The sequence below is a fragment of the Micromonospora fulviviridis genome, from assembly GCF_014648395.1.
Taxonomy (GTDB): Bacteria; Actinomycetota; Actinomycetes; order Mycobacteriales; family Micromonosporaceae; genus Micromonospora; species Micromonospora fulviviridis.
Window position 1 is genome coordinate 332,416 of the sequence record NZ_BMRA01000006.1, and the last position, 15,378, is coordinate 347,793.

A 15,378-nucleotide genomic window follows, 5' to 3' on the forward strand; every position below is an offset into this window, starting at 1 on the left:
GCGGGCATGGGAACGCGGCCGCCCGGGGTCCCGTCCGGGCGGCCGCGCTGAGCTGCGGGTCAGCGCTCCCCGCGCACCCGCCGGACGGTGTCGCGGTACCACTGCGCGCTGCGCTTCGGCGTGCGCCGCTGGGTGTCGTAGTCCACCCGGACGATGCCGAAGCGCTTGTCGTACCCGTACGCCCACTCGAAGTTGTCCAGCAGCGACCAGGCGAAGTAGCCGCGCACGTCCGCGCCGGCCTGCCGGGCCCGGGCCACCGCCCGCAGGTGCTCGGCCAGGTACGCCACCCGGTCGTCGTCGGCCACGAACCCGTCGGCGTCCGGCTCGTCGTCGAAGGCCGCCCCGTTCTCCGTGATCACCATGGGCACGCCCGGGTAGTCGCGGTGCAGCCGGACCAGCAGCTCGGTGAAGGACTCCGGCACGATCTCCCAGTCCATCGCGGTGCGCGGCAGGTCCCGGCGGATGACCCGGCGCACCGGCCGGCCGTCGTCGTCCCGCTCCCGGCCCTGCTCGTCCACGCCGGAGTGCACCTGCCCGAAGTAGTAGTTCACCCCGAGCACGTCGATCGGCGACGAGATGACCGCCAGGTCGCCCTCCTGCACCGGGATGCGCACCCCCTCGGCGGCCAGGTCGGCGACCACGTCCTCCGGGTAGGAGCCGCGGAACACCGGGTCGAGGTAGAGCCGGTTGCCCAGCCCGTCGGCCGCCCGGGCCGCGTCGCGGTCGGCCGCGCTGTCGGTAGCCGGGTCGGCGGTGGACAGGTTGACGGTCAGGCCCAGCTCGATCGGGGTGGCGGCCGCCGCGCGCAGCCGCTGCACCGCCAGCCCGTGACCGAGCAGCAGGTGGTGCGCGGCGGCGATCCCGTCACCCAGGTCGCGCCGGCCCGGGGCGTGGTTGCCGTACGCGTACCCGAGCATCGCCGAGCACCACGGCTCGTTCAGCGTGGTCCAGGTCTTCACCCGGTCGCCGAGGGCGGCGAAGACCAGCTCCGCGTAGTCGGCGAAGCGGTAGGCGGTGTCCCGGTTCGGCCAGCCGCCCGCGTCCTCCAGCTCCTGCGGCAGGTCCCAGTGGTAGAGCGTCACCCACGGGTCGAGCCCGCGGCCGAGCAGCTCGTCCACCAGGCGGTCGTAGAAGGCCAGCCCGGCCGGGTTCGCCGGCCCGCGCCCGCCCGGCTGCACCCGCGGCCACGCCACCGAGAACCGGTACGTGTCCAGCCCCAGGTCGGCGATGAGCGCGACGTCCTCCGGCATCCGGTGGTAGTGGTCGCAGGCCACGTCGCCGTGGTCGCCGTTGGCCACCGCGCCGGGGACGCGGCAGAAGGTGTCCCAGATCGACGGCGTCCGGCCGTCCTCGGCCACCGCACCCTCGATCTGGTACGACGAGGTCGCCACCCCCCACCGGAAGGTCGGCGGAAGGGTGTCGATCGGGTCGGCCTGCCCTTGCGACGACTCCAGCTCGGCGCGTCTGTCGCCGCGCGACGACCTGGAGCCGTCGGTGGTGGCGGGGCGGGTGAGGTCGGTGTCCATGGTTCTCCTCGCGGTAGCGGGTCGTTCGGTCGGACGGAGGGTGGTCAGCGGGGGGCCGGCGCGGCGACCGGGTGCAGCCAGCAGGCGACGGCCCGGTCCGGCTCGGCGGCGCCCAGCGCCGGCACCTTCTTGTCGCACGGGTCGAACGCTTTCGGACAGCGCGGGTGGAACGCGCAGCCCTCCGGCATGGCCCGCAGGTCCGGCGGGGAGCCGGGGATGCCGGTGAGCTCGCGCCGCGGGCCGCGCAGCGCCGGGAAGGAGTGCAGCAACCCCTCGGTGTACGGGTGCAGGGCCCGCCGGTACAGCTGCGCGGCGGGCGCCTCCTCGACGATCCGGCCGCCGTACATGATGGCGATCCGGTCGGAGAACTCGACCAGCAGCGACAGGTCGTGCGTGATGAACAGCACCGCGAAGCCCAGCCGATCCCGCAGCTCGGCGAGCTGGCCCAGGATCTGCCGCTGCATCACCACGTCCAGCGCGGTGGTCGGCTCGTCCATGATGACCAGTTGCGGCTCCAGCGCCAGCGCCATGGCGATCATGACGCGCTGCCGCATGCCGCCGGAGAGCTGGTGCGGGTAGCTGTCCAGCCGGTCGGCGGCGATGCCCACCAGGCGGAGCAGGTCCCGGGCCCGGGCCAGCCGGCCCGCCGCCGTGCTCTTCGGCTCGTGCGCCTTGATCACGTCGAGCAGCTGGGTGGAGACCTTGTGCACCGGGTTGAGCGAGTTCATCGCGCCCTGGAAGACGATCGAGGTCTCCGCCCAGCGGAACTGGCGCAGCTGCGCCGGACTCAGCGTCAGCACGTCCACGGGCGGGCCGTCGGCCGGGTGGTAGATCACCTGGCCGCCGCTGACCACGCCGGGCGGCGGCAGCAGCCGGGTCAGCCCGTACGCCAGGGTGGACTTGCCGCTGCCGCTCTCCCCGGCCAGCCCGAGCACCTCGCCCCGGTGCAGGGTCAGGTCGACGTCGCGGACGGCGTGCACGGCCGCGTCGCCCAGCCCGTAGTCGACCCGCAGCCCGCGGATCTCCAGCACCGGATCGCTCATGGTGCGACCTCCTCTCGGGGGGCCGGCACCGGGCGGGAGGCCGGGGCCAGCACGGGGGTGAAGCCGACCCGCATCCGCACGGTGCGGCCGTCGGCGGTGCGGATCCGGGTCTTGCCGGCGCTGCGCAGCCGGGGGCTGACGAACTCGTCGATGCCGAAGTTGATCAGGGCGAGGGCGGTGCCGAGCAGCGCGATGGCCAGTCCGGCCGGGACGAACCACCACCAGGCGCCCTGCGCGAGGGCCTGCTGGCCCTGCGCCCAGAACAGGATGGTGCCCCAGTTCCACGACGAGATCGACGAGATGCCGATGAAGGCCAGGGTGATCTCCGACATGACCGCGAAGATGACGGTGCCGACGAAGCCGGACGCGATGATCGCGGTGAGGTTCGGCAGGATCTCGAAGAGGATGATGCGCCAGGTCCGCTCGCCGGTGGCCCGGGCCGCCTCGACGTAGTCGCGGCGCCGCAGCGACAGCGTCTGGGCGCGCAGCACCCGGGCGCCCCACGCCCACGAGGTGAGGCCGATGATGAGCGCCACCAACGTGTCGCTGGCCTGCTCGACGATCGACGTCACGATGATGATCAGCGGCAGGGCGGGGATCACCAGGAACACGTTGGACAGCGCCGACAGGCCCTCGTCGGGCACCCCGCCGATGTAGCCGGCCGTCACACCGATGAGGATGGACAGGATCGTCGCCAGCACGCCGGCGAGCAGGCCCACCACCATGACGCTGCGCGCGCCGACCAGGATCTGGCTGAAGATGTCCTGACCGAGGTGGGTGGTGCCGAACCAGTGCCGGGCCGACGGCGCCTGGAGCACGTCGGCGCTGCGCGCGTCCGGGTCGTACGGCGCTACCCAGGGGCCGATGACCGCGAACAGGCAGTAGACGCCCAGGATGACCAGGCCGGTGGCGGCCTTGGCGTTGGCGACGAACCGGAACCGGCGCCGCTTCGCCCGGCCCGGCGCGGCCGACGGCTGGGCCATCGCTCCCTGGCCGGGGATGACCTGCTCGATGCTCGACGGTGAGATGGTCATCGCTCAGCTCTTTCGGGTCCGTGGGTCGAGGAGCAGGTACGCGACGTCGGCGAGCAGGTTCGCCACCAGCACGGAGATCGTGATGATCAGGAAGATCCCCTGCATGAGCGGGTAGTCCTTGTAGCCGACCGCCTGGAAGAGCTGGTAACCGAGGCCCGGGTAGGAGAACACGATCTCCACGAGCAGCGTGCCGCCGACGATGAATCCGAGCGACAGCGCGAAACCCGAGACGTTCGGCAGCAGCGCGTTGCGGGCGGCGTAGCTCAGGGCGACCCGGCGCTCCGACAGGCCCTTCGCGTGGGCGACGGTGATGTAGTCCTCCGACGAGACGGTCACCATCATGTTGCGCATGCTGAGGATCCACCCGCTCATCGAGGAGACCAGGATGGTGGCGGCGGGCAGGACGCTGTGCTTGATCGCGCTCGGGATGAAGTACCCGTCGAACGCCGGCACGAGGCCCGCCTCGTAGCCGCCGGAGGACGGGAAGAAGCTCCCCGGTCCGGTGAACACGGCGATGGCGACGAGGCCCAGCCAGAAGTACGGGATCGAGGACAGGAACGTCGTGGCCGGCAGCAGCCCGTCGACCCAGGAGCCGCGCCGCCAGCCGGCGCCGACGCCGAGCGCGGTGCCGAGGAGGAAGCTGATGATCGTGGTGATGCCGACCAGGCCGACCGTCCACGGCAGGCTGTCACCGATCACCGTCGACACCGGCGTGGGGAAGAAGGTGAACGACAGCCCCAGGTCGCCGTGGAGCAGCTGCCCCCAGTAGTCCAGGTACTGCTCCCAGATGTTCTCGTTGGAGTCCAGCCCGAACAGCACGCGCAGCGACTCGATGGCGTCGGCGCTGATCCGGCCCTGGTTGCGCGAGATGAGGGACTGCACCGGGTCGCCCGGGACCAGCCGCGGGATGAAGAAGTTGAGCGTGATGGCCGCCCACGCCGTGAACAGGTAGAAGGCCGTGCGCTGCAGGAGGAATCTCATCGTGCCTCCCCCAGGGTGGCGGTGTGGTCCCGCTCGACCGCCGGCGCGGGCGGTGGCACGGTCGGGTCGGCGGGCGCGGCCGAGCCGGGGGTGTCGGCGGCGACGGTGTCGGGGTCGTAGAGCCAGCAGGCGGCCCAGTGGTCGGGCCGGTCGCCGATGTCCAGTCGCGGCGGCAGGTCGGTGGTGCAGCGCCGCATGGCGTGCGGGCACCGGGGGTGGAACCGGCAGCCGGCGGGCGGGGCGATCAGGCTCGGCGGTTCGCCCTGACCGCGGTCCTTCCCGGCGGCCGTGTCGACGCCGGCGCCGTCGCCGGTGATCCGCTCCGGGTCCGGCGCGGAGTCGGTGAGCAACCGCGTGTACGGGTGGGCCGGGCTCTGGGTGACGGTCTCGCTGTCGCCGCCCTCGACCATCCGGCCGGCGTACATCACGATCGTCTCGTCGGCGAAGTAGCGGGCCGAGGCGATGTCGTGCGTGATGTAGAGGATGGCGATGTTGAGCCGCTGCTTGAGGTCCTGCAGCAGGTTGAGCACGCCGAGGCGGATCGAGACGTCGAGCATGGAGACCGGCTCGTCGGCGAGGAGCACCTCCGGGTCGGCGCCGAGCGCCCGGGCGATGGCGACGCGCTGCCGCTGGCCGCCGGAGAGCTCGTGCGGGAACGCGTCCAGGTAGCGCTCGGGCGGGGTGAGGCTCACCCGGGTGAGCAGCTTGGCGAGGGCCGCGTCCAGCTCCTCGGCGCCGCGCCCGGCGTTGCCGTGGATCCGCAGCGACCGGGTCAGGTGGTAGCGGACGGTGTGCACCGGGTTCAACGAGGCGAACGGGTCCTGCAGGATCAGTTGGACCTGCCGCACGTACGACCGGAACGGCCGGCCACCGCGCACCCGGGTCGAGGTGCCGTGCAGGCGGATGTCGCCGGCGGTGCGGGGATAGATCTGGGCCAGCAGCCGCGCCACGGTGGACTTGCCGGAGCCGGACTCCCCGACCAGCGCGGTCACCCGGCCGCGACGCAGCGCGAACGATACGTCGTCGACGGCGTGCACGACGGCCGGCGTCCGGGAGAAGAGGTCACGCAGCCGCCTGCGGACGGGGAAGTGCTTGGTCAGGCCGACGGCCTCCAGCACCACCTCGTCGACCGGCGCCGCCGCGCTCTCGCTCAACGTCATGCCGAGTTCCTGTCTGAGCGTGGGGTGCGCCTCCCCGGCCGGCCGGGAGCCGGCCGGGGAGGCGGTTTGGCGAGGTCAGCCGTTGGCGGGCTTGAGGTGCAGGACCACGTCCAGCGCGTTGGGCTGGGTGGGCTGCATGGCGCCGTACGGGTTCGAGTCGTCCGGCCAGCCGGTCCAGTTCTTCGTGCTGTACGCGCCGCCGATGTTGTCCGCGCCGACCGGGATCATCGGCATCTGGTCGACGAAGATCTTCTGCAGCGCGTTCATGGCGGTGGTACGCGCGGCCTCGTCGGTCGCGTTCGCGTAGGCGACCAGAGCGTCGGTCGCCTCCTTGTTGTTGAAGCGGCCGAAGTTGCCGGCGGGGGAGGCGGTGCCGATCGGCTTGAGCTGCCGGCCGTCCATGATCGTCCGGTAGATGTCGTACGGCGTGGCGCCGCCCTCGGTCCACCGGAAGGTCGCCTCGAAGTTGCCCTGCTCGACGTTGCGGAACCAGGCGTCCTGGTTGGCCTTGTCGACCGTGGCCGCGATGCCGATCTTCGACAGGTTGTCCTTCACGATCTCCAGGCTGGTCTGGTAGTCGGACCAGCCGGCCGGGTCGGTCAGCTTGACGGTGACGGCCTTGCCGGTCTTGTCCTTGAGGGTGTTGCCCTCCAGCTTGTAGCCGGCGCCGGTCAGCAGCGCCTTGGCGCCCTCGACGTCGACCTTGTGCTCCTGGCCCTTGAACTCGGGCGCGACGAACGAGTCACCGGCCGGGCTGGGCAGGCCGGTCACGCTCTTCACCTGCGGGTGGAAGTAGCCGGCCTCGGCCGTGGTGAAGATGTCGGCGCGGTCGATGACCATGTTCATGGCGCGGCGCAGCGCCGGGTCGTCGAACGGCTTCTTCGTGGTGTTCAGGTAGAGGCCGTGGATGCCGAGGATCGCCGGCGCCCACACCTTGTGGTGCTCCTGGTCCTTGGCCACGAAGACGGCCTGGTAGTTGGGGATGAAGACGAAGCTCCACTCCGACTCGCCGTTGGCCAGGGCGGTGGTCTGCGCGCTGTTGTCCGTGTAGGAGGTGTAGCGCAGCTCCTTGACCTTCGGCAGGTCCTGCCAGTAGCCCTTGTCGCGCACCGACAGGGTCATGCTGGCCGGGGTGAAGGACTTCAGGGTGTACGGGCCGCTGCCGACCGGCTGCTTGACGGTGTCGGTCGTCGGGTCGCTGATCTTCTCCCAGATGTGCTTGGGCACGATCGGCACCCGCCACAGCACCTTCTGCTGGTTGACGAACTGCGGGCTCTCCATCTTGATGGTGACTTCGTTGCCGCTGGCGGTCGCGTCCGTGTAGGGCACGCCCTGGTCGTTCAGCGCCGGGTACTTCTTCACCAGGTTGTAGGTGAAGGCGACGTCCTCGGCGGTGACCTTCTGCCCGTCCGACCAGGTGGCGTTGTCCCGGATGGTGACCTTCACCGAGGTGTAGTCCTGCGACCACTCGGCCTTGGTGGCCAGCCACGGCTTGAACGGGTCGGCCGGCTTTACCGGGTTCCACATCATCAGCGGCTCGTAGATCTGCCAGCGGTAGCCCAGCGAGGCCGCGGCGGACGTGGTGAGGAACGGGTTGTTGTTCTCGGCCTGCGGGCCGTTCGGCATGCCGACGTTCAGCACCGTGGCCGTCGGGCCGTTCTTCTTGTTGGCGTTCGGGCTGTCGCCGCAGGCCGCGACGCCGGTGGCCATCGCGCCGGCCAGCGCGACGGCGAGGAGTTGCCTTCTTCTCATGGAGGTCTCCCTCGGTGCTCCCGCAATCCTCGAGCGGGATGTGGTGGATGGAGGGTGTGCGGTGTTACCACCGGTGGGCGGGGTGCCCGCCGGTGCGGGTGGTGGATAAAGCGGTGGCGAGGTCAGGTGGCGCCGGTCGAGGCGCGGACGGTGAAGGTGGTGGGGATGACGGTCGGGGTGTCGGGCAGCGGCGTGCCGGCGAGGTGGGCGATGAGGGTACGGGCGGCGGCCGTCCCCATCTCCCGCAACGGCTGGCGTACCGAGCTCAGCGGTGGGTGGGTGTGCCCGGCCAGCGGCAGGTCGTCGAAGCCGACCACCGCCACGTCGTCCGGGACCCGCCGGCCGGCGTCCCGCAGCGCCTGGAGCGCCCCGGCGGCGGAGAGGTCGTTGTGGGCGAAGACGGCGTCGAACGGCACGCCGTCGGCGAGCAGTCGCTCCACCGCGGCCCGCCCGCACTCGAAGGTGAAGTCACCCTCCACGACGAGGGCGGGATCGATGGGCAGGCCGGCGTCGGCGTAGCCGTCCGCGAAGCCGGCGAGCCGTTCCCGGGTGCAGCCGAAGCGGCTCAGGCCGGTGACGACCAGCGGCCGTTTCCGCCCGTGCGCCAGCAGGTGCGCCGCGGCGGCCCGCGCGCCGGACTCGTTGGTGGTGCGGACCGACGGGAAGCCCGGCTGGTGGCCGCGGTCGTCGATGAGGATGACCGGAAGGCCGCGCTCGTGCAGCTCGGTGATGTAGTCGAGGGTGCCCTCCGGCTCGACCACGAGCAGGCCGTCGAAGGACTTCGCGGAGACCTGGGAGGCGAACCGCCGCATCGACTCGTCGCCGTGGGTGCAGGTGAACAGCAGCATGCCGTACCCCTCGGCCTCGACCAGGTCGGCGACGCCCTGGAGCACCTCGCCCATCCACGGCCAGGTCAGGGCGGGCACCAGCATCCCGACCACCCGGGTACGCCCGCGGGCCAGCCCGACCGCGCGGGCGCTCGGCACGTAGCCGAGGGCGTTGATGACGGCGCGGACCCGGTCGGCCGTGCGGACGTGCACCTCGCCCTTGCCGTTGAGCACCCGGGAGACCGTCGTCTTGCTCACGCCGGCCCGGGTGGCGACGTCGGCGATGGTGATCGGCACGTGACGCTCCCGGGTCGAAGGGGTGAGGCGGGCGTTTCGGAACCGGTTGCGGAAGCGGTTCCGTCGCAGTCAACCGAAGTGGCGCCGGTCACGTCAATAACGGGCAGGTAACGAAACATGGCTAAGTTCGAAACCTGAAAAAAGTGCCCCTGGACAGCGCCGCCGATCGACGCTGTGGGCAGCGTCGATGCGCGGAAACCGGCTCGCCCGCGGGTCGGGGCGGCACCTACCGTGGGCCGATGATCGAACCGCCGCCGGTGTGGCTGCTGGACGTGGACGGCGTGCTCAACGTGTCCCGACCCGGCTGGGGAGCGCCGCCCCGGCGCAGCCAGGTCTGGGCCGACTCCGAGGCGGTCTCCTACCAGGTGCGCTGGGCGCCGGCCCTGGTGGCGCGGATCCGCGCCCTGCACGGCTGCGGGGCGGTCGAGGTGCGCTGGTGCACCACCTGGTGCCCGGACGCCGAACGGCTGGAGCGGCTGTGGGGCCTCCCACCGCTGGTCCGGTCGCTCGACGCCGACCCCATGCCGCGCGGGTCCGCGTGCTGGCCGCTGAAGCGGGCCGCCGCGCGGGCCGTCGTCGCCGCCGGGCGGCGCCTGATCTGGACCGACGACGAGGCGCTGCCCACTGCCGGCCCGGATCGGGACGCGCTGACCGCCGACGGGCGGGCGCTGCTGATCGCCCCCCGCCCGTCGCGTGGCCTGCAGCCGGCCGACCTGGACCGGATCGCCGCCTTCGCCGCCCGCTGACGTCCGCGCGGGGAGGGTCAGGCCGGCCGGGTGCGGGCGTAGACGTCGCCCGAGTTGGTCTCGTACGGCAGGGCCCGCAGGTACGCCGCCACCTCGCCCGCCGGCCGCCACCCGGGCAGGGCGAACGCCATCTCGTCGCCGAGCGCGACGGTGAACCCGGTGAAGCCCAGCGCGGTGAGCCGGTCCAGGCAGCGCGCGGCCAGGTCGCGTTCGATGGTGGTGAACTCGAACGACAGTGCCGGCAGTGGCCGGCTCAGCCCGGCCAGTACGGCGTCCTCGAAGCCCTCCACGTCGATCTTCACGAAGGCCGGCACGCCGTGCGCGGCGATCAGGGTGTCCAGCGTCGTGCCGGCCACCTCGATCTCGGCGTCCCAGGTCTCGTGCGCCCAGCCGCCGGCGCCGTGGGCGGCCGCCAGGAACCCGGCCGACGCGGTCGAGATCGTCGGGTTGGCCGAGTTCACGTGCAGCCGCACCGGCCCGGTACGCGCCCCGCACGCCGCCTCCACCACGGTCACCCGGTCGTCGCCGGCGTAGAGGGCGCGCAGGGCCCGGGTGCAGAGCGGCTGCGGCTCGACGGCCACCACGCGGGCGCCCAGCCGCCGGAAGCTGCCGAGCCGGTCGCCCACGTGCGCGCCCACGTCGAAGACCAGGTCACCGGGGCGGACCAGGGGGGCGTAGAACGCGTCCATCGCCGCCTCGCGGGCCGGGTCGCCGTAGTACGCCTCCAGGGAGCGGCGCAGGCCCGACATGGTGGGGTCTGCCTTGAGTGCCTGGATCACCCCGCTATGACCGCCCACCACTCCGACCGTAGCCGCGCCGACCCTTTCGTGAGCCCCTTTCGGGTGACCCGCCCCAGGCCCCTCAACCCAGCCTCCTAGGACGCCGTAGGGGGAGTGCGGTGGCCCATGACGTCCTGGTCTGATGTCCGCAGAAAAAATTCGTGGTGGGATGTCGAGAACCCGGACGGGGCTCCGTCCCCGCAGCGAACACGGCGACGACGGCCGTACCGCACCGAGGAGAACACCATGAAGTACCTGCTGCTCAAGCACTACCGGGGCGCCCCGGCGGCGGTCAACGACGTACCCATGGACCAGTGGACGCCGGAGGAGGTCTCGGCCCACGTGGGGTACATGCAGGACTTCGCCGCCCGGCTCGAAGGCACCGGCGAGTTCGTCGACGGTCAGGCGCTCTCCCCGGAGGGCACGTTCGTCCGCTACGACGGCGAGGGGCGGCCGCCGGTCACCGACGGCCCGTTCGCGGAGACCAAGGACCTGATCGCCGGCTGGATGGTGATCGACGTGGACAGCTACGAGCGGGCCATCGAGCTGGCCGGCGAGCTGTCCGCGGCACCGGGCGCGGGTGGGAAGCCGATCCACGAGTGGCTCGAGGTGCGGCCGTTCCTGACCGAGCCCCCGACCATCACGGAGTGACGCACGGTGGACGAGGCCCTGTTGCGGACCCTCACTCCCACCGTGATCGGGATCCTCGTCCGCCGCGGAGCTGACTTCGCGGCGGCCGAGGATGCCGTCCAGGACGCCCTGGTCGAGGCCGTGCGCGGGTGGTCGGACGACCCGCCGCGGGATCCGAAGGGCTGGCTGGTCACGGTGGCCTGGCGCAAGTTCCTCGACGCGGTCCGCGCCGATGCCTCCCGACGGCACCGCGAGGTACGCGTCGACGCCGAGCCGGTGCCCGGCCCCGCCGAGGCGGTGGACGACACCCTCCAGCTCTACTTCCTGTGTGCCCACCCGTCCCTGACACCGGCGTCGGCCGTCGCGCTCACGCTGCGCGCGGTCGGCGGCCTGACCACGCGCCAGATCGCGCAGGCCTACCTCGTGCCGGAGGCGACCATGGCCCAGCGGATCAGCCGGGCGAAGCGGACCGTCTCGGGTGTCCGGTTCCACCAGCCCGGTGACGTCGCCACGGTGCTGCGCGTGCTCTACCTGGTCTTCAACGAGGGCTACTCCGGCGACGTCGACCTCGCCGGTGAGGCGATCCGGCTCACCCGCCAGCTGGCGGCCAGGATCGACCACGAGGAGGTCGCGGGGCTGCTCGCGCTCATGCTGCTCCACCATGCACGGCGTGCGGCACGCACCGGCCCCGACGGCCGGCTCGTGCCGCTGGCCGAGCAGGACCGCAGCCGGTGGGACACCCGCCTGATCGCCGAGGGCGTCGACGTGCTCCAGCGGGCCCTCGCCCGTGACCGGCTGGGCGAGTTCCAGGCCCAGGCCGCCGTCGCGGCGCTGCACGCCGACGCCCGGACGACCGAGGAGACCGACTGGGTGCAGATCGTCGAGTGGTACGACGAGCTGGTGCGCCTCACCGACAGCCCGGTGGCCCGCCTCAACCGGGCCGTGGCGGTCGGCGAGGCCGACGGTCCGCGGGCGGGGCTGGCCGCCCTGGCGGGGCTCGACCCCGGCCTGCCCCGGTACGCCGCCGTCGCGGCGTACCTCAGGGAGCGTGACGGTGACCTCGTGGCCGCGGCCCGGCTCTACACCGAGGCGGCCCGGTCGGCGTCCAGCCTCGCCGAACGCGACCACCTCACCCGACAGGCCGCACGGCTCAACGCGCGACTGCGCGGCTGAGCGGCCACCGTGCGACTGCCACGCGTGGGCCGGTCGGACTCACGGCGTCTCGACGACCTCCTGACCGAGGGGCCAGAGTGCGGCGGGGACGAGCTTGAAGTTGGCCACCCCGAACGGGATGCCGATGATCGTCACGCAGAGCGCGACGCCGGCGAGGATGTGCGACAGGGCCAGCCACCAGCCGGCCAGCAGCACCCACAACACGTTGGCCAGGCCGGAGGCGACGCCGGCGCCGGGCTTCGGGACGAGGGAGCGGCCGAACGGCCACAGCGCGTACGAGGCGAGGCGGAGCGAGGCCACCCCGAACGGAATGGTGATCACCAGCGCGAAGCAGATCAGGGCGGCCACGCCGTAGCCCAGGGCCAGGACGAAGCCGCCGCCGAAGACGAGCCACAGCACGTTCAGCAGGAAGCGAAGCACGCTCCCATGGTGGCCACCGCCCGCAAGGTCACCCCGCCCGCCCGGCCCACCCGTCGCCGAGCCGGTGCCGCAGGGCGAGGTGGAGCTCCAGCCGCCGGTCGGGGTCGTCGAGGGCCGCCCCGAACAGCTCCCGCAGCCGGCGCATGCGGTAGCGAACGGTCTGCGGGTGGGTGTGCAGGTCCTCGGCCACGGCGACCACCTGTCCCTGCCGGCGCAGCCAGCCGTGCAGCGTCTCGGCCAGGGCCCGGCGGGCGGCGGGCCGCAGGCCGGCCAGCGGGGCGAGGCAGGCGTCGGCGAGGTGGTCGGCCAGCCCCGGCTCCCAGCGCAGCAGCAGGGTGAGCAGGTGGTCGTCGCCGGCGACGGGGTCGGCCGGCAGCACGCCGTCGCGGCGCAGCGCCAGGGCGCGTCCGGAGATCCGGTACGACAGCCGGGCCCGGCCCAGCGCCACGCTCGGCCCGAGCGCCGCCCGCCGACCGGCGAGGGCCTGCCGGCCCCGGTCGAGCCGACCCGGGGTGCCCGGGTCGGGCAGCACGATCCGTACCGCGTCGTCGATGACCGTGGCGATCGCGCCGCCGCCGATGGTGCGGCCCAGGTGTTCGGCGTCGTCGCCGTCGACGCTGAGCACGGCGACCGTCCGGGGCAGCGGCCAGCGGGCCGCGTCGGCGGCGGCGCGCAGCGCGGCCTCGGCCGGCGGTTCCGGCTGGACGAGCAGGGTGATCAGCCGCCGCCGGGTGGTGGCCCAGTCCCGCGCGGCGTCGCGCTGCTCGTCCAGGTAGCCCTCGGCGGCGGCGCCGGCGAGGGCGTCGACGTAGCCGAAGAGCGCGCCGGCGACCACGTACAGGTCGGCCGGGGCGGGGCCGGCGGGCGTGGTGTGCGCGACGAGGAACGCCCAGATCTCCCGGCCGCCGAGGGTGAGCACGGCGCGCAGGGCGTCAACGCGGTGCCCCTCCCGGTACTCGGTGCGACCCAGCGCGTGGAAGACCGCCCGGGTGGCGGTCAGGTCGCGGGCCGGCTCGGCGACCGCGTCGACGAAGGCGTCCACGGCGGTCCGCACGCCGAGGGCCAGCCCGCGCCCCTGGCCGCCGGTGAGCGAGCGGCCCTGCGCCCGCATGGCGGCGCGCACGGTCTCCAGGATCCGCCCGTGCAGCGGGGCGCGCAGGCCGCGCAGCTGTTCGCCGACCGCCGGCGCGAGGTGGGCCAGGCCGGGCTCGATGTCGAGCAGCGTGTCGGCCAACGTCGGCTCCTTTGTCATTCCGGTGACAAATGCGGTGGCGGATCTCGCACGCCTCGACCAAGGATTTTGGCATCCGGCTACGTACGGTCGGTGCCGTGGATACCGATGTGATCGTGATCGGGGCCGGCCTGGCCGGGTTGGTCGCCGCCGCCGAGGCCGCCGACGCGGGTCGCCGGGTGCTGCTGCTGGACCAGGAGCCGGAGCAGAACCTCGGCGGGCAGGCGTGGTGGTCGTTCGGCGGGCTGTTCCTGGTCGACTCACCGGAGCAGCGGCGGATGGGCATCCGGGACTCGGTGGAGCTGGCCTGGCAGGACTGGACCGGCAGCGCCGCCTTCGACCGTCCCGAGGACCACTGGCCGCGCCGGTGGGCGGAGGCGTACGTGCACTTCGCGGCCGGGGAGAAGCGGGCCTGGCTGCGGGGCATGGGGCACCGGGTCTTCCCGGTGGTGAGCTGGGCCGAGCGGGGCGGGGGAGCGGCGCACGGGCACGGCAACTCGGTGCCGCGCTTCCACGTCACCTGGGGCACCGGCCCCGGCGTGGTCGAGCCGTTCGCGCGGCGGGTCCGCGCCGCCGCCGAGCAGGGTCGGATCCGGCTGCTGTTCCGGCACCGGGTCGACGAGCTGGTCACCAGCGGCGGCGCCGTCACCGGAGTGCGGGGCGCGGTGCTCGCCCCGGACGACGCCCCGCGCGGCCGACCCACCTCCCGGACCGTCGTCGGCGACTTCGCGTACGGGGCGCAGGCCGTGATCGTCACCTCGGGCGGGATCGGCGGCGACCACGACCTGGTCCGCCGGGCGTGGCCGGCGCGGCTCGGCACCCCGCCGGCCCGGATGGTCACCGGGGTTCCCGCGTACGTCGACGGGCGCATGCTGGCCGTCACCGAGACGGCCGGCGGCCAGGTGATCAACCCGGACCGGATGTGGCACTACACCGAGGGGCTGCGCAACTGGGACCCGGTCTGGCCGGGGCACGGCATCCGCATCCTGCCCGGACCGTCGTCGCTCTGGCTGGACGCGACCGGCGAGCGGCTGCCCGCGCCCCTCTTCCCCGGCTTCGACACCCTGGCCACGCTGCGCCACCTGCGCGCCACCGGCCACGACTACAGCTGGTTCGTGCTGACCCAGAAGATCCTGGAGAAGGAGTTCGCGCTGTCGGGCTCCGAGCAGAACCCGGACCTGACCAACCGCAGCGTGCGGCAGGTGCTCCAGCGGGTCCGCCCCGGCGCGCCCGGGCCGGTGGAGGCGTTCAAGCGGCACGGCGCGGACTTCGTCGTGGCCGACGGCCTGCCGGAGCTGGTCGACGGGATGAACAAGCTGGCCGCCGAGAGCGGCGGGCCGCAGCTCGACGCCGTGGCGCTGCGCCGGGTGGTCGAGGCCCGGGACCGGGAGATCGCCCACCCGTTCGGCAAGGACGCCCAACTGCACGCCATCCGCGGCGCCCGCCGCTACCGGGGGGACCGGCTGATCCGGGTCGCCACCCCGCACCGGCTGCTCGACCCGGCCGCGGGTCCGCTGATCGCCGTGCAGCTGCACGTGCTGACCCGCAAGACCCTCGGTGGCCTGCACACCGACCTGTCCGGCCGGGTGCTGCGCCCCGACGGCGAGCCCCTCGCCGGGGTGTACGCCGCCGGCGAGGTCGCCGGGTTCGGGGGCGGCGGCATGCACGGCTACAACGCCCTGGAGGGCACCTTCCTGGGCGGCTGCCTCTTCTCCGGCCGCACCGCCGGCCGGGCCGCCGCGGCTGCGGTCGGGTAGCCCGCACGCCGGCCGGGACCCC

General features: G+C 73.2%; 14 protein-coding genes. 4 read left to right on the forward strand and 10 right to left on the reverse strand.

Annotation, left to right across the window (positions count from 1 at the left end):
* Positions 1 to 59 precede the first annotated feature (59 nt).
* The 7 genes from IEY96_RS18380 to IEY96_RS18410 all read right to left on the reverse strand — a co-directional run bounded on the left by IEY96_RS18380 (position 60) and on the right by IEY96_RS18410 (position 8,620).
* On the reverse strand, positions 60 to 1,526 hold the full coding sequence (locus IEY96_RS18380) for a GH1 family beta-glucosidase (protein WP_229791689.1): 1,467 nt from the start codon (positions 1,524 to 1,526) through the stop codon (positions 60 to 62).
* 44 nt (positions 1,527 to 1,570) lie between these two features.
* Positions 1,571 to 2,569: an ABC transporter ATP-binding protein gene (locus IEY96_RS18385; RefSeq protein ID WP_189196018.1), complete on the reverse strand. Its 999-nt coding sequence runs from the start codon at positions 2,567 to 2,569 to the stop codon at positions 1,571 to 1,573.
* A complete protein-coding gene (locus IEY96_RS18390) occupies positions 2,566 to 3,603 on the reverse strand; it encodes an ABC transporter permease (RefSeq protein ID WP_189196019.1) in 1,038 nt (345 codons plus the stop codon). The genes IEY96_RS18385 and IEY96_RS18390 overlap by 4 nt, the downstream gene beginning before the upstream one ends.
* Positions 3,604 to 3,606: 3 nt before the next feature.
* Positions 3,607 to 4,584: an ABC transporter permease gene (locus IEY96_RS18395; RefSeq protein ID WP_189196020.1), complete on the reverse strand. Its 978-nt coding sequence runs from the start codon at positions 4,582 to 4,584 to the stop codon at positions 3,607 to 3,609.
* Entirely contained in the window at positions 4,581 to 5,744 is a 1,164-nt protein-coding gene (locus tag IEY96_RS33385; protein ID WP_189196021.1) for an ABC transporter ATP-binding protein, read from the reverse strand. Before IEY96_RS33385 ends, IEY96_RS18395 begins: the two co-directional genes overlap by 4 nt.
* A 75-nt stretch (positions 5,745 to 5,819) precedes the next feature.
* On the reverse strand, positions 5,820 to 7,496 hold the full coding sequence (locus tag IEY96_RS18405; RefSeq protein WP_189196022.1) for an ABC transporter substrate-binding protein: 1,677 nt from the start codon (positions 7,494 to 7,496) through the stop codon (positions 5,820 to 5,822).
* A 122-nt stretch (positions 7,497 to 7,618) separates the two neighbouring features.
* Complete coding sequence (locus tag IEY96_RS18410) at positions 7,619 to 8,620, reverse strand: LacI family DNA-binding transcriptional regulator (RefSeq protein WP_189196023.1); 1,002 nt, start codon at positions 8,618 to 8,620, stop codon at positions 7,619 to 7,621.
* A gap of 239 nt (positions 8,621 to 8,859) precedes the next feature.
* Here IEY96_RS18410 and IEY96_RS18415 point away from each other — a divergent pair, with 239 nt between their 5' ends.
* The gene (locus IEY96_RS18415) at positions 8,860 to 9,366 is read left to right on the forward strand and encodes a hypothetical protein (protein WP_189196024.1); all 507 of its coding nucleotides are present in this window, start codon (positions 8,860 to 8,862) and stop codon (positions 9,364 to 9,366) included.
* 17 nt (positions 9,367 to 9,383) lie between these two features.
* Here the strand turns inward: IEY96_RS18415 and IEY96_RS18420 are convergent, their stop codons facing one another.
* Positions 9,384 to 10,115, reverse strand: a complete 732-nt coding sequence (locus IEY96_RS18420; RefSeq protein ID WP_189196196.1) for an FkbM family methyltransferase — start codon at positions 10,113 to 10,115, stop codon at positions 9,384 to 9,386.
* A gap of 276 nt (positions 10,116 to 10,391) precedes the next feature.
* On the opposite strand from IEY96_RS18420, the gene IEY96_RS18425 reads away from it, so the two are divergent.
* Positions 10,392 to 10,796 (forward strand): YciI family protein, encoded by a 405-nt coding sequence (locus tag IEY96_RS18425; protein WP_189196025.1) that lies wholly within the window; start codon positions 10,392 to 10,394, stop codon positions 10,794 to 10,796.
* A gap of 6 nt (positions 10,797 to 10,802) precedes the next feature.
* A complete protein-coding gene (locus tag IEY96_RS18430; protein WP_189196026.1) occupies positions 10,803 to 11,948 on the forward strand; it encodes an RNA polymerase sigma factor in 1,146 nt (381 codons plus the stop codon).
* A 39-nt stretch (positions 11,949 to 11,987) separates the two neighbouring features.
* Here the strand turns inward: IEY96_RS18430 and IEY96_RS18435 are convergent, their stop codons facing one another.
* Together IEY96_RS18435 and IEY96_RS18440 are read right to left on the reverse strand one after the other, a co-directional pair.
* Complete coding sequence (locus IEY96_RS18435) at positions 11,988 to 12,368, reverse strand: YccF domain-containing protein (protein ID WP_189196027.1); 381 nt, start codon at positions 12,366 to 12,368, stop codon at positions 11,988 to 11,990.
* Positions 12,369 to 12,396: 28 nt separating this feature from the next.
* Positions 12,397 to 13,602: a PucR family transcriptional regulator gene (locus IEY96_RS18440; protein ID WP_189196028.1), complete on the reverse strand. Its 1,206-nt coding sequence runs from the start codon at positions 13,600 to 13,602 to the stop codon at positions 12,397 to 12,399.
* 95 nt (positions 13,603 to 13,697) lie between these two features.
* On the opposite strand from IEY96_RS18440, the gene IEY96_RS18445 reads away from it, so the two are divergent.
* The gene (locus tag IEY96_RS18445) at positions 13,698 to 15,356 is read left to right on the forward strand and encodes an FAD-binding dehydrogenase (RefSeq protein ID WP_229791690.1); all 1,659 of its coding nucleotides are present in this window, start codon (positions 13,698 to 13,700) and stop codon (positions 15,354 to 15,356) included.
* Positions 15,357 to 15,378: the final 22 nt, after the last annotated feature.